Below are 13,613 nucleotides of genomic sequence, written 5' to 3' on the forward strand. Positions count from 1 at the left end.
ATGCCCGCCGTGTTCGATGCGCAAACCATCCAGCAGCTCGCCCGCGAACTGCACGCCAGCGAGCAGTCGCGCGTGCAGGTCGAGCATTTCTCCAGGCGCTTCCCCGGCATGACGATCGAGGACGGCTACGCCGTCTCGCGCGCCTGGGTCGCGCTGAAGATCGCCGCGGGCCGCCAGGTGCGCGGCCACAAGATCGGCCTCACCTCGCGCGCCATGCAGCAGTCCAGCCAGATCGACGAGCCGGACTACGGCACGCTGCTGGACGACATGTTCTTCGAACCCGGCGACATCCCGACGCAGCGCTTCATCGCGCCGCGGGTCGAAGTCGAACTCGCCTTCATCCTCAGGCGCACGCTGGAAGGCGAGCAGGTCGGCATGGAGGACGTGCTCGCCGCCACCGATTACGTGCAGCCCGCCATCGAGATCATCGACGCGCGCATCGAGCAGTTCGACCGCCGCACCCGGGCGCCGCGCAAGGTGTTCGACACCATCAGCGACAACGCCGCCAATGCCGGGATCATCCTCGGCGGGCGCAAGGTCCGGCCGGACGAAGTCGACCTGCCCTGGGTGGGCGCCATCCTGCGCCAGAACGGCGTGGTGGAGGAGACGGGCCTGGCCGCCGGCGTGCAGGGACACCCGGCGATCGGCGTCGCCTGGCTTGCGCGTAAGCTCGCGCCCTGGGGCGAGCGGCTGGAAGCCGGCGAGGTGGTGCTGGCCGGCTCCTTCACGCGCCCGGTGCCGGCGCAGCGCGGCGACGTGTTCGACGCCGACTACGGCCCGCTCGGCCGCTTCACTTTCACATTCACCTGAGGGGAGACCAGCCCATGCAAACGCCCGTCAACACGTTCAAGCAGGCGCTGCGCGACAAGCGCACCCAGGTCGGCCTGTGGTGCAGCCTGCTCGGGCCGCTGCCCACCGAGATCTGCGCCGCCGCCGGCTTCGACTGGCTGCTGCTCGATTCCGAGCACTCGCCCAACGACCTGCAGAACCTGATGATCCAGTCGCAGATCATCGCCGGCTACCCCGGCGTGCACGGGATCGCGCGCATCCCCATGGGCCACGGCTACGTCGGCCAGGCGCTGATCAAGCAGGTGCTCGACCTGGGCATCCAGACGCTGCTGGTGCCGATGGTGGACAACGCCGAACAGGCGCGCGAGCTGGTGCGCTGCCTGCGCTATCCGCCCGACGGCATCCGCGGCATGGCGGCCACCCGCGCCTCCGGCTGGGGCCGCAACGCTGGCTACGCGAAGGAAGCCAACCGCGAGGTCTGCCTGCTGGTGCAGGTGGAGACGCAGGAAGGCGTGCGCAACGTCGACGCGATCGCTGGCGTCGAGGGCGTGGACGGCGTGTTCATCGGCCCCGCGGACCTGTCCGCCGCCTTCGGGCATGTGGGCGACCCGTGGCATGCCGACATGATGAAGATGCACGAGGACCTGTTCGCCCGCATCCGCAAGGCGGGCAAGGCCGTGGGCATCCTGACCCTGGACGAGGCGCTGGCACGCAAGCACATCGAGATGGGCGCGACTTTCATCGCCGTGGGGACCGACAGCAACCTGATGGTGAAGTCGACCAGCGCCCTGTGCGCGAAGTTCAAGGGGGGCGCGCAGCCGCAGCCCGCCGCCAAGGGCAACTACTGAGGCAGCGCCCATGAACGCCGTCCTGCAGCCGCGCGCGCCCGGCATGCATCCCGACGAGTGGGCCGCCCGCGTCCAGCTCGCGGCCGCCTACCGCATCTTCGACATGCTCGGCTGGACCGAGATGATCTACAACCACATCACGGTGCGCCTGCCGGACACCGTGACCGGCGGGCGCAAGCACTTCCTGATCAACCCCTTCGGGCTGCACTACTCCGAGGTCACGGCGAGCAACCTGCTGAAGATCGACGTCGCGGGCAACAAGCTGGATGCCGGCAACCCGTGGCCGGTGAACCCCGCGGGCTTCACGATCCACGCCGCGATCCACGAGAACGTGCCGGACGCGCACTGCGTGATGCACACGCACACCACCAACGGCCTGGCGGTGGCGTGCACCGAAGGCGGGCTGGCGCAGAACAACTTCTATTCGGCGCAGCTGCACGACATGGTGGCCTACCATGACTTCGAGGGCATCACGATCCACGCGGACGAGGCGCCGCGCCTGCTGGCCAGCCTGGGCCGCAAGCCGCTGATGATCCTGCGCAACCACGGCCTGCTGGCCGCGGGCTCCACGCTGCCGCTGACCTTCGTGCGCCTGTGGACGCTGCAGCGGGCCTGCGACGTGCAGGTGGCGCAGGCGGCCCTGGGCCGCGCGATCGCCGTCCCCGAAGCGGTCGCGCGCAAGACCACGCACGACTCCTTCCAGTTCGACCAGAAGTTCGGCGCCGGGCAGGACGTGTTCGACGCCATGACGCGGCTGGTCGAGCAGCGCCACGGGAGCGACTACAAGTCATGAGGAAAGTCTGCATCTACGGCGCCGGCGCGATCGGCGGCTGGGTCGGCGCCAAGCTGGCCCAGGCGGGCTGCGAGGTCAGCGTGGTCGCGCGCGGTGCGACGCTGCAGGCGCTGCAAACGGAGGGCCTGCGGCTCGACGAAGCCGGCCACACGCTGCGCGCGCCGGTGCGCGCCAGCGCCTCGCCGGCCGAACTCGGCGTGCAGGACCTCGTCGTGATCGCGGTGAAGGCGCCCGCGATGGCCGAAGTGGCCAGGGCGATCCGCCCGCTGCTGGGCCCCGACACGATCGTGCTGACGGCCATGAACGGCGTGCCGTGGTGGTTCTTCCAGGGCTTCGGCGGCCGCTTCGCCGGCACGCGCCTGAAGTCCATCGACCCGGACGGCTCCATCGCCGAGGCGGTGCCGGCACGCCACATCGTCGGCTGCGTGGTGCACGCGAGCTGCGCGCTGCGCGCGCCCGGCCAGGTGCAGCATCACTTCGGCAACAAGCTGATCATCGGCGAGCCTTCCGGCGAGAAGACGGCCCGCGTGCAGCAGCTCGCGTCGCTGCTGGCGCGGGCAGGTTTCGAAACGGTCGTCTCCGAGCAGATCCAGAAGGACGCCTGGTACAAGCTGTGGGGCAACATGACCGTCAACCCGGTCAGCGCCATGACGGGGGCCACGACCAACCTGATCCTCGATGACGAACTCGTTCGCGGCTTCATCTCCAGCGTGATGCTGGAAGCGCGGGAGATCGGCGAGCGCGTGGGCATCCCGATCGCGCAGCAGCCGGAAGACCGCCACCAGGTCACGCGCAAGCTGGGCGCCTTCAAGACCTCGATGCTGCAGGACGTGGAGGCCGGCAAGCCGGTGGAGATCGATGCATTGGTCACCGTGGTCAAGGAGATGGGCGAGATGACCGGCGTGCCCACGCCCTTCACCGACGCGCTCCTGGGACTCGCCCGCCTGCACGCGCGCGTGCACGGGCTGTATTGACATGGCCCCCACGCTCCGCACTTCGTGTCGTCGCTGCCCCCCGAGGGGGCTGATCCGCCTTGGGGCGGCCCGGCGGCGGATCTGATGTCGGCGGTCGCCCCGTCACCGGCACGCGCGATCAGCGGCGCCGCCTTCGGCACGCTGCTGCTGATCGCCCTGATGATGGGCGCCAACCACGTGGCCGCCCGCATCGCCTTCAACAACGGCGTCGACGTCGCGACGGCGGTGGTGTTCCGCAGCACCGTGACGGCCACCGTGATCATCGCGCTGCTCGCTTCGCAGGGCGTGCGGCCGCGCTTTTCCGCGCGCCACAAGCGCATGCTGCCGGTGATCGGCCTGCTGATCGGAGTGCAGAGCCTGTGCCTCTATTCCTCGGTGGCGCGGCTGCCGGTGGCGCTGGCGCTGCTGGCCTTCAACACCTACCCGATCTGGACGGCCTTCTGGGACGCGGTGGTGTACCGCCGGCGTCCGGAGAAGACGATGCTGGTCGCGATGCCGGTGATCCTGGTCGGCCTGGCGCTGGCGCTGGACGTGTTCGGCGCCGCGTCCGGACTGGGCGCCTCCGGCCAGTGGGCGCGCATCGGCGCGGGCGTGGCCTTCGCACTGTCGGCGGCGGCGACCTTCGGCCTCGCGCTGGTGCTCACGCAGCACGAAGCCGGCGACGTCGACGGGCGCGTGCGCACCGCGACCACCATGACGCTGGCGGGCCTGGTGGCGCTCACCATGGTCGCCTCGCAGGGCGGCTTCCACCTGCCGACGGCGCCGGCGGGCTGGGCGGGCCTGGCCACGCTGACCTTCCTGTACGGCACCGCGTTCACGATCATGTTCACGGTGCTGCCGCGCCTGGGTGTGGTGGGCAATTCCGCGATCATGAACGTGGAACCGGTGTTCGCCCTGGTGCTGGCCTGGCTGATCCTGGGCCAGTCGATCGCGCCGGTGCAGGTGGCGGGCGCCCTGCTCGTGGTGGGGGCGGTCGTGGCCCTGGGGTTGCGCAAACGTTGATCCGACGCAAAAGGACCGCACAGCCTGCGGCTGCTGTCAGCCAAAGGTACGCGCACGCCGCTTAGGATGCCCCTGCACCAAAGGGGAGACAACCATGGCCATGCAGCTCTCGGCGGAGATCGAGCAGCGGCTGGAGGCGCTGGCGCGGGAAACCGGCCGCAGCGTCGCCGCGCTCACGCGCGAAGTCCTGTTCCAGCGCATCGAGGCGATCGAGGACTTCTACCGGAACAACGGATCGGCCCTGCACGCACGGCACGCAGCGCCTTACGGCGCCGAGCCGGGTGTCGACTTCGGCCTTTGACGCCGACAATCGCGACCTGCACCCAGCGTTGCCCCCGTCGAGCGGCGGCTTGCCCGCCCGCGCTCCGCCTCCTGGCATGCCTTCTCGGGCCGAGGAGGGTCGGGGATGGAGCCGTATCGACTGGTCAGTCGACTACCACCGGCACCCGCGGCGCGAGCGCGCACATCAGCTCGTAGCCCAGCGTCCCGGCGCTGGCGGCGATCTCGTCGATAGCCAGCACGGTGCCGTTGTCCGCCCGCCCCCACAGCGTGACCGGCGTGCCGAAACCAGCCTGCGGCACGGGCGCCAGGTCCACTGCGCTCATGTCCATGCTCACGCGGCCGACCAGGCGCGTGCGCACGCCGTCCACCAGCACCGGCGTGCCGGTGCCGCAGTGGCGCGGGTAGCCGTCGGCGTAGCCGCAGGCGATCACGCCGATGCGCATCGGCTCCTCGGCGACGAAGCTGGAGCCGTAGCCCACCGTGTCGCCCGGCTGCAGCTGCTGCACCGCCAGGATGCGCGAAGCCAGCGTCATGGTCGGCTGCAGGCCCCAGTGCGCGATGTCGTGCTGCGGGAAGTCCGGCGCGCTGCCGTACACCGCGATGCCGGGGCGGATCCAGTCGCCGCGCGCGTGCGCATCGCCGGCGTGGCGCAGCGCCGCGGCGCTGTTGGAGAGGCTGCGTTCGCCCGGCAGGTCGCGCGTGGCCTCGTCGAAGGCGCGCACCTGGTGGGCGATGCCGCGCGCGCCGTCGGCGTCGCTGAAGTGCGTCATGAAGGAGATCTCCTGAACCTGCGGCAGGGCGTCCAGGCGGGCCCACGCGGCGCGGAAGCGCTGCGGCGTGAACCCCAGCCGGTTCATGCCCGAATTGAGCTTGAGGAAGACGCGGTGCGGCACCTGCGTCTTGTGCGCCGCCAGCCAGTCGATCTGCTCGTCGCAGTGCACGGTGTGCCACAGCGAAAGGCGCGAGCACAGCTCCAGGTCGCGCGGCTCGAACGCGCCTTCGAGCAGCAGGATGGGGCCGCGCCAGCCCAGGGCGCGCACCCGCTCGGCCTCCTGCAGGTCCAGCAGGGCGAAGCCGTCGGCGCCGCGCAGCGCCTCGTACACGCGCTCGATGCCGTGGCCGTACGCGTTCGCCTTGACCACCGCCCACACCCGCGCGTCCGGCGCGGCGGACCGCATGCGCGCCAGGTTGTGGCGCAGCGCCTCGATGTGGATGGTGGCCAGGATCGGACGGGGCATGGAGGCTCGCTTTCTGCCCGGATTCTGTCATTACCCAGCGTGATATAACCCCGTGTCGCTCGGAGACAGCAGAAGAATTTCGATGGCCCATCGCCACGCGGTGCAACCATCCACAAGCACGAACGGATGAAGCGCGGTTTCTACACCATCATGGCGGCGCAGTTCTTCTCGTCGCTCGCCGACAACGCGCTGTTCATCGCCGCCGTCGAACTGCTGAAGACGTCCCGTGCGCCGGCCTGGCAGGCCGCGGCGCTGGTGCCGATGTTTGCCCTGTTCTACGTGGTGCTGGCCCCGTTCGTCGGGGCCCTGGCCGACGCCAAGCCCAAGGGACAGGTCATGTTCCTCAGCAATGCGATCAAGGTGGTGGGCTGCCTGATGATGCTGCTGGGCATGCACCCGCTCGCCTCGTACGCGATCGTGGGGCTGGGCGCGGCAGCCTATTCGCCGGCCAAGTACGGCATCCTCACCGAGCTGCTGCCGGCCTCGCAGCTGGTCAAGGCCAACGGCTGGATCGAGGGCCTGACGATCGCCTCGATCATCCTGGGCATCCTGCTGGGCGGCCAGCTGGTGGGGCACGCGCTGTCGCACCGGATGCTGGCGATGGACTTCCCGATCATCGACACCGGCATCGACTCGCCGCCGGAAGCGGCGATCTTCGTGCTGATCTTCGTCTACTGCGTCGCCGCCTGGTTCAACACGCGGATCCCGCTCACGGGCGTGGAGATGCGGCCGATCCCGCACAACCCGCTGGAGCTGGTGCCCGATTTCTGGAGCTGCAACGGGCGCCTGTGGCACGACAAGCTGGGGCAGATCTCGCTCGCCACGACCACGCTGTTCTGGGGCGTGAGCGGCAACCTGCGCTACATCATCCTGGCCTGGAGCGCGGCGGCCCTGGGCTACAGCACCACGCAGGCTTCGTCGCTGAGCGGCGTGGTGGCGCTGGGCACCGCCGCCGGCGCGATCCTGGCCTCCATGAAGATGCGGCTCGATCGCGCCACCACCGTCATGCCCCTGGGCATCGCCATGGGCGTGCTGGTGATCTGCATGAACTTCATCACCAACGTCTGGGCGGCGGCGCCCTTCCTGATCCTGATGGGGGCGCTGGGCGGCTACCTCGTGGTGCCGATGAATGCGCTGCTGCAGCACCGCGGCCACAACCTGATGGGCGCCGGCCGCTCCATCGCGGTGCAGAACTTCAACGAGCAGGCCTGCATCCTGGGCCTGGGCGCCTTCTACAGCCTGTCGGCCGGCATGGGCCTGACGGCCTTCGGCGCCATCACCGCCTTCGGCCTGGTGGTGGCCGGCGTGATGTGGCTGATCAAGCGCTGGCATGCCCGCAACTGCGTGCTGCACAAGGACGAGGTGGAACACCTGCTGGAACTGGCCCGGCACGACAACGTGCATGGCTGACGGGCGGGCCGCGCCGGTCGCGGCGCTGGTGGCCAACGCCGCCGTCTGGGGCCTGTCGTGGTGGCCGTTCCGCGCCCTGCAGGACCACGGGGTGCACGCGCTGTGGTCCACCGCGGTGATCTACCTCGTGGCCTTCACCGGCTTCGTCGTACTGCGTCCGGCGGCCTTGCCCGAACTCCTGCGCACGCCCGGCCTGTGGCTGCTGGCCGCCGCCGCCGGCCTGACCAACGTCGGCTTCAACTGGGCGGTGACGATCGGCGACGTCGTGCGCGTCGTGCTGCTGTTCTACCTGATGCCGGCCTGGTCGGTGCTGATGGCGTGGGGCCTGCTCGGCGAGCGGCCCTCGCGGGCCGGCCTCGGCCGGCTGCTGCTGGCGCTGGCCGGGGTGGCCGCCGTGCTCGACACGGGCGGCGCCGGCCTGCCCTGGCCGCGCGCGCTGCCGGAGTGGCTGGCGCTGGCGGCTGGCTTCTGCTTCGCGCTCACCAACGTGCTGCTGCGCCGGCTGTCGCAGGTGACGGCCGGCTCGCGCGTGCTGGCCATGTTCGGCGGCGGCATGCTGATGGCGGGCGGGGTGGCGCTGGCCGGCCTGCTGCAGGGCACGATCGCGCCGCTGCCCCGGCTGGATGCGCACGGCTGGGGGCTGGCCCTGATGCTGGCCGCGGGCTTCCTCGTCGCCAACCTGTGCCTGCAGTACGGCGCCTCCCGCCTGCCGGCGCACACCACGGCGCTGGTGATGTTGTCGGAAGTGGTGTTCGCCAGCCTGTCCTCGGTGGCGCTGGGCGCGGCCGGACTCACGGCGCGCACGCTCGCCGGCGGGGCCCTGATCCTGGGCGCGGCCGCGTGGTCGGCCTGGCCCGGCAAGGAAAAGGCAGGCGGCGCACAATAGCCGCATGGCCAGCGTCTACGACTTCGAAGCGCAGCAGATCGGCGGGCAGACCGTGCCCCTGGCGCAGTTCCGCGGCAAGCCGATGCTGATCGTGAACACCGCCAGCGCCTGCGGCTTCACGCCGCAGTTCGCCGGCCTCGAGGAGCTGCACCGGCAGTACGGCCCGCGCGGGCTGGTGGTGCTCGGTTTCCCCTGCAACCAGTTCGGCTCGCAGGACCCGGGCAGCAACGAGGAGATCGCGCAGTTCTGCCAGGTGAACTACGGCGTGAGCTTCCCGATGATGCAGAAGGTCGCCGTCAACGGCGCCGAGGCGCATCCGCTGTACCGGTGGCTCACGGCGGAGGCCCCGGGGCTGCTCGGCTCCAAGGCCATCAAGTGGAACTTCACCAAGTTCCTGGTCGGCAAAGAGGGCAACGTGCTGCGACGGTATGCGCCGCAGGATGCGCCGGCCAAGCTGGCCAAGGACATCGAGGCGGCGCTTTCGGCCTGATGCATCCGGCGCAGCGTTACCAGACGGCCGGCCGCAGGGCCCTGGCCTTCGTGATCGACGCGCTGGTGCTGTCGTCGATGCACACGCTGCTGGAAGGCATGATCCGGCTCAGCCCCCATCCGCTCCTGAGCGTGCTGCTGGCCATCGCCTACAGCTCGTTCGGGGTGGCGTATTCGGTCTGGATGCACGTGCGCTTCGGCCAGACGCTGGGCAAGTGGATCGCGCGCGTGCGCGTGGTTTCCGTCAAGGGCGGCCGGCGCATCAGCTGGCGCCAGGCCGTGCTGCGCGACATCGTGCCCTGTGCGCTGCTGCCCGTGGCCTTGTGGTATTCGATGGCGTTCGCGGTCGGCTTCGCCCCGGAGCCCGCCTTGTACCAGGCGGCCTGGAACCTCGCCTGGCTGTGGGCCATCCTCGAGCTGCTGACGATGCTGCTGAACGACCAGCGCCGCGCGATCCACGACTGGATCGCCGGCACGGTGGTCGTGCGCGTGGACTGAGGACCGCCGCGCTCAGCGCTGCGCCTCGGCCGGACGCGGGCGTTCGGCCACCGTCACGAGCAGGTCCTGCAGCGCGGCCAGGTCGACCGGCTTGACCAGGTGGTGCTCGAAGCCCGCCTCGCGCGTCTTGCGGCGATCGTTCTCCTGCCCCCAGCCGGTCAGCGCGATCAGCGCCCCGGGCCAGCCCGGATGGCGCGCGCGCAACTGGCGCGCGACCTGGTAGCCGTCCATGCCCGGCATGCCGAGGTCCAGGAGCACCGCCTGCGGCGCGAACACATCGAACAGGCGCAGCGCGGACTCGCCGTCGTGCGCCACGCGCGACTCGGCACCCAGCAGGTCCAGCAGCATGTGCAGGGTGTCCGCCGCATCGCGGTTGTCGTCCACCACGAGCACGCGCAAGGACACGGCGCCGCCCGCCTCGCACTGCGGGGGCAGGGGGGCCTGCGGCTGCGGCGCCAGCGGCAGCGCCAGCGTGAAGGTCGACCCGCGGCCCAGGCCTTCGCTGTGCCCCTGCAGCGTCCCGCCGTGCATCTCCACCAGCCGCCGCGACAGGGCCAGGCCGATGCCCAGCCCCTGCGAGCGCTCGCCGCGGCGGAACATCTCGAACAGCTGCGCCGCCTTGTCCTTGTCGAAGCCGATGCCGGTGTCGCACACGGACAGCAGCACGCGTCCCGCTTCCACCCTGGCGTCCACGCTGATGCGGCCGCCCCGGTCGGTGTAGCGGCTGGCGTTGTTCAGGAGGTTGGACAGCACCTGGGCCAGCCGCGCCGCATCCCCCTCCACCCACAGCGGCTGCTCGGGCAGCATGACCTGCAGGGCGTGGCCGAATTCGCGCACCAGCGGCTCGCTGGTCTCCACCGCGTGCTGCACCACGTCGTGCAGCTCCACGCGGTCCCGGCGCAATTCCAGCGTGCCCTGGTTGATGCGCGCGACTTCCAGCAGGTCGTCGACCAGCCGCACCAGCTGGTTCACCTGCCGCGTCATCATCTCCAGGATGGGCGCGCCGGCCCCGGGCCCCTTGAGCTTGAGCAGGTGCAGCCCGTTGCGCAGCGGCGCGAGGGGGTTGCGCAGTTCGTGCGACAGGGTGGCGATGAATTCGTCCTTGCGCCGGTCCGATTCCTGCAGCTGCCCGATCAGGCGCAGGCGCTGCTCGTGCAGGCGCGCGTTGTCGATCGCCACCGCCGCCTGGGCGGCGATCCCCGCGACGATGCGTTCCGCCTCCTCTGTGAACACCCCCGCCCGGGAATGGCCGAAGAACAGGCCGCCCAGCACCTCTCCCGTGCGCGAGAGCACCGGCACCGCGAGGTAGCTGCGCACCGGCAGGTGGCCCTTGGGCATGCCGTGGTGCGGCGCGTTGTGGCCGTAGCGGGAATCCTGCGTGATGTCGGCCACGCGCACGATGCCTTCGCCGGCGAAGGTGGGACCGAACACCGCGGTGTTGCGCGGCATGCCGAAGCCCGCGAAGCGCTCGCGCGGCACGCCCGACAGCGTATAGAGCATGTACGACTCGCCCGCGGCGTCCACCACGTTGTAGAAGAAGGCGCCGAACTGCGCCGCGCTCAGGTCGGTGGCCACGTCGGTCACCGCCTGCACGATGCGCTGCAGCTGGGATTCGGCGGCCAGCGTGAGCCCCACTTCGTTGAGCTTCTGGAAGCGCTGCGCCTGCTCCTGCAGCCGCAGCTGTGCGAGTTTGCGTTCCGTCACGTCGTAGAGCACGGCGACGAAGCCGCTCACCCGCCCGCCCTCCCACTGCGGGATGTAGGTCCCGTGCATCCAGCGCTCTCCCAGCACCGGATAGGGCATCAGCACGTCGAACGCGACCCGGCGGCCGGCCAGCGCCGCGGCGACGTGCTCCCGCACCAGCGCGAACGCCGCCTCGCCGAGCACCTGCGCGATCGTGAGGCCCGCCAGGTCCTCCACGCGCCGGCCGACGCGCGCCGCATAGGGTTCGTTGACGAAGCGGTAGCGCCCCCGGTCGTCGAACTGCAGCAGCATCACCGGCGCGTTGTCGGTCACCAGGCGCAGCTGCTGCTCGCGCAGCTGCGCTTCGCGCGCCGCCGCCCGGCGCAGCTGCGCGATCTCCAGCCGCGCCGCGACCCGCGCCAGCAGCTCCTTGGCGGTGAAGGGCTTTTCCAGGTAATCGTCGGCGCCGGCGTCCAGCCCCTCGATGCGCGCGGCCTCGCCGGCGCGCGCCGACAGCAGCAGCACCGGCAGTTGCGCGGTGGCGGGCAGCTGGCGCAGCCGCCGCACCAGCTCCAGGCCGTCGATGCCCGGCATCATCACGTCGCTCAGGACGAGGTCGGCGCCGCGCGCCTGCACGCACTGCAGGGCGGCGAGGCCGTCCGCGAACGCCTCTACCTCGTAGCTGCCGGCCAGCAGGCTGCGGATGTAGTCGCGCATGTCCGCGTTGTCGTCGGCCAGCACGATGCGCGCGCGCGGGCCGGCGGGCGCGGGCGCCGGCGCGGCCTCGCCGGGAAGCCAGCGCAGCGCCTCCTCGACATACGACGAGGCGGCCACGGCGGTGCCGGGCAGCGTCGGCGCCGCGCCGACCCGGGCCGGGTCGAGGTGCGCGCTGCCGGCCGGGATGGTGACGGTGAAGCAGCTGCCCTCGCCTGCGCGGCTGGCCACCGCGACCTCGCCCCCGTGCAGCTGCGCCAGGTCGTGCACCAGGGCCAGGCCGATGCCCGAACCCTCGTGCGTGCGGCTGCGCGCGCCTTCGACGCGGTGGAAGCGGTCGAACACCCGCGGCAGTTCCTGCGCCGGAATGCCGACGCCCGTGTCCTGCACGGCCAGCTCGAAGCCGCCCGCCGTCTCGCGCAGGCGCACCGCGATCTCGCCTTCGAAGGTGAACTTGAACGCGTTCGACAGCAGGTTCAGGACGATCTTCTCCCAGAAGTCGCGGTCGACCCAGGCGAGGTTGCGCGCCGCGGGCGCGTCGACGACCAGCCGCAGCCCGGCCTTCTCGATGGCGGAGCGGAAGCTGCTGGCCAGTTCCGCGGTGAACGCGGGCAGGTCGGTGGCGACGAAGCGCGCCTGCGCGCGGCCGGCCTCGATGCGGGAGAAGTCCAGCAGCGAGTTGACCAGCTTGTGCAGGCGCGCGCCGCCGCGGCGGGCCAGCTCGAGCCGTTCGCGCTGCACCGCATCGAGCGGGCGGCCGGCGTCGGCCAGCGCGTCGTCCAGCGGCCCCATCAGCAGTGTGAGCGGGGTGCGGAACTCGTGGCTCACGTTGCTGAAGAACGCCGTCTTGGCGCGATCGAGTTCGGCCAGCATCTCGGCCCGCCGATGCTCGTGTTCGGAGCGCTGCGCGCTGTCCAGCGCGGCCGCGATGTTGGAGGCGACCATCGCCAGGAAGTCACGGTAGTCGTCGTCGACATGGCGTCGCGGGCTGGCGCCGCAGACGAGCCAGCCGTGGCCGGCCTCGCCGGTGCCGGCCAGGGGCAGCACCACCGCCTCGCGCACCGGCTCCGGCCAGGGGCCCCCGTGCAGCGGCCCCGGCCGCGCCAGCGACTCACCGCAGAGGAGGGTGAGTTCGCGCGCCAGCGGCCACGCCCCGCCGCTGGCCGGCAGGTGCGCCGGCGCCGCGGCGGATCCCTCCAGCCCGCACTGCGCCACCAGCGTCGCGCCGTCGCCTTCGCCGGGCGCGTACAGCAGCGCGAAGGGCAGGTCCTGCGCGTTGTCCTCCAGCACCGCTGCCACCTCGCCGAACACCTCCGCCGTGGTCTGCGCCTGCGCCGCGATGCGGGCCAGGTCGCGCAGGGTGCGCAGCCGGCGCTCGCCGATCACGCGGCCGGTCGTCTCGCTGACGATGCAGAACACGCCGCCGACGCGGCCGGATTCGTCGCGCACCGGGTCGTACGAGACGTCGAAGTAGGTCTCCTCCAGGTAGCCGTGGCGCTCCATGAAGAAGGGCAGGTCCCGGCCCCAGAACGCTTCGCCCGTCTGCAGCACGCCGTCGAACAGTTCCTTCAGGCCGGCGCGCCAGAGTTCGTCCCAGGCTTCGCGGATCGGGCGGCCCAGCGCGCCCGGGTGCTTGGCGCCGAAGACCGGCCGGTAGGCGTCGTTGTAGATGGTGACCAGGTCCGGCCCCCAGAACATCGCGATCTGGGCCCTGGACGGCAGCAGGATGCTGACGGCGCTGCGCAAGCTCTGCGGCCAGGCCGGGATCGGACCCAGCGGCGTGGCGGCCCAGTCGAAGGCACGGATGCGCTCTCCCATCTCGCCGCCGCCGGCGAGGAAATCCTGACCTGCTGTCATGTGTCGGGCCCGGTCCCGTGGCGTGGAGTCGGTGTTGTACACCAGGCGCGCCGGCCGCTGGCGTTGTCGCGCCGGCAAGCTCTGCCGTCATGCCGGCCTCCCGTGCCCAGGGCGCGGCGCCGGCTCGCAGGGGCAGCGGCGGTGCACAAT

General features: G+C 71.2%; 12 protein-coding genes. 10 read left to right on the plus strand and 2 right to left on the minus strand.

From position 1 onward, the window contains the following. From hpaH to WG923_RS03295, 6 genes are all read left to right on the plus strand, one after another. The gene (gene hpaH, locus WG923_RS03270) at nt 1-810 is read left to right on the plus strand and encodes a 2-oxo-hept-4-ene-1,7-dioate hydratase (protein WP_445322891.1); all 810 of its coding nucleotides are present in this window, start codon (nt 1-3) and stop codon (nt 808-810) included. 14 nt (nt 811-824) lie between these two features. Next, the gene (locus tag WG923_RS03275) at nt 825-1,637 is read left to right on the plus strand and encodes an aldolase/citrate lyase family protein (protein ID WP_340349498.1); all 813 of its coding nucleotides are present in this window, start codon (nt 825-827) and stop codon (nt 1,635-1,637) included. A gap of 10 nt (nt 1,638-1,647) precedes the next feature. Next, the gene (locus WG923_RS03280; protein ID WP_340349499.1) at nt 1,648-2,430 is read left to right on the plus strand and encodes a class II aldolase/adducin family protein; all 783 of its coding nucleotides are present in this window, start codon (nt 1,648-1,650) and stop codon (nt 2,428-2,430) included. Beyond that, the gene (locus WG923_RS03285) at nt 2,427-3,404 is read left to right on the plus strand and encodes a 2-dehydropantoate 2-reductase (protein WP_340349500.1); all 978 of its coding nucleotides are present in this window, start codon (nt 2,427-2,429) and stop codon (nt 3,402-3,404) included. The genes WG923_RS03280 and WG923_RS03285 overlap by 4 nt, the downstream gene beginning before the upstream one ends. An 84-nt stretch (nt 3,405-3,488) precedes the next feature. Beyond that, nucleotides 3,489-4,406 (plus strand): EamA family transporter, encoded by a 918-nt coding sequence (locus WG923_RS03290; protein ID WP_340349501.1) that lies wholly within the window; start codon nt 3,489-3,491, stop codon nt 4,404-4,406. Nucleotides 4,407-4,500: 94 nt separating this feature from the next. After that, complete coding sequence (locus WG923_RS03295) at nt 4,501-4,707, plus strand: hypothetical protein (protein WP_340349502.1); 207 nt, start codon at nt 4,501-4,503, stop codon at nt 4,705-4,707. A 124-nt stretch (nt 4,708-4,831) separates the two neighbouring features. On the opposite strand, the gene alr is transcribed toward WG923_RS03295, so the two are convergent. Next, the gene (gene alr / locus WG923_RS03300; protein WP_340349503.1) at nt 4,832-5,926 is read right to left on the minus strand and encodes an alanine racemase; all 1,095 of its coding nucleotides are present in this window, start codon (nt 5,924-5,926) and stop codon (nt 4,832-4,834) included. A 126-nt stretch (nt 5,927-6,052) separates the two neighbouring features. Here alr and lplT point away from each other — a divergent pair, with 126 nt between their 5' ends. The 4 genes from lplT to WG923_RS03320 are packed head-to-tail and all read left to right on the plus strand — an operon-like array spanning nt 6,053 to nt 9,209. Continuing rightward, nucleotides 6,053-7,336 (plus strand): lysophospholipid transporter LplT, encoded by a 1,284-nt coding sequence (lplT, locus tag WG923_RS03305; RefSeq protein ID WP_340349504.1) that lies wholly within the window; start codon nt 6,053-6,055, stop codon nt 7,334-7,336. Beyond that, on the plus strand, nt 7,329-8,222 hold the full coding sequence (locus tag WG923_RS03310) for a DMT family transporter (RefSeq protein ID WP_340349505.1): 894 nt from the start codon (nt 7,329-7,331) through the stop codon (nt 8,220-8,222). Before lplT ends, WG923_RS03310 begins: the two co-directional genes overlap by 8 nt. Nucleotides 8,223-8,226: 4 nt before the next feature. Continuing rightward, complete coding sequence (locus WG923_RS03315) at nt 8,227-8,712, plus strand: glutathione peroxidase (RefSeq protein WP_340349506.1); 486 nt, start codon at nt 8,227-8,229, stop codon at nt 8,710-8,712. Then, nucleotides 8,712-9,209 carry an RDD family protein gene (locus WG923_RS03320; protein ID WP_340349507.1) on the plus strand — a complete coding sequence of 166 codons (498 nt, stop codon included), beginning with the start codon at nt 8,712-8,714 and terminating at the stop codon, nt 9,207-9,209. Before WG923_RS03315 ends, WG923_RS03320 begins: the two co-directional genes overlap by 1 nt. A 12-nt stretch (nt 9,210-9,221) precedes the next feature. Here the strand turns inward: WG923_RS03320 and WG923_RS03325 are convergent, their stop codons facing one another. After that, entirely contained in the window at nt 9,222-13,463 is a 4,242-nt protein-coding gene (locus WG923_RS03325; RefSeq protein WP_340349508.1) for an ATP-binding protein, read from the minus strand. Between the last annotated feature and the right edge of the window lie 150 nt (nt 13,464-13,613).

Origin of the sequence: Ramlibacter sp. AN1133 (assembly GCF_037890035.1) — a bacterium.
Classification (GTDB): Bacteria; Pseudomonadota; Gammaproteobacteria; order Burkholderiales; family Burkholderiaceae_C; genus Ramlibacter.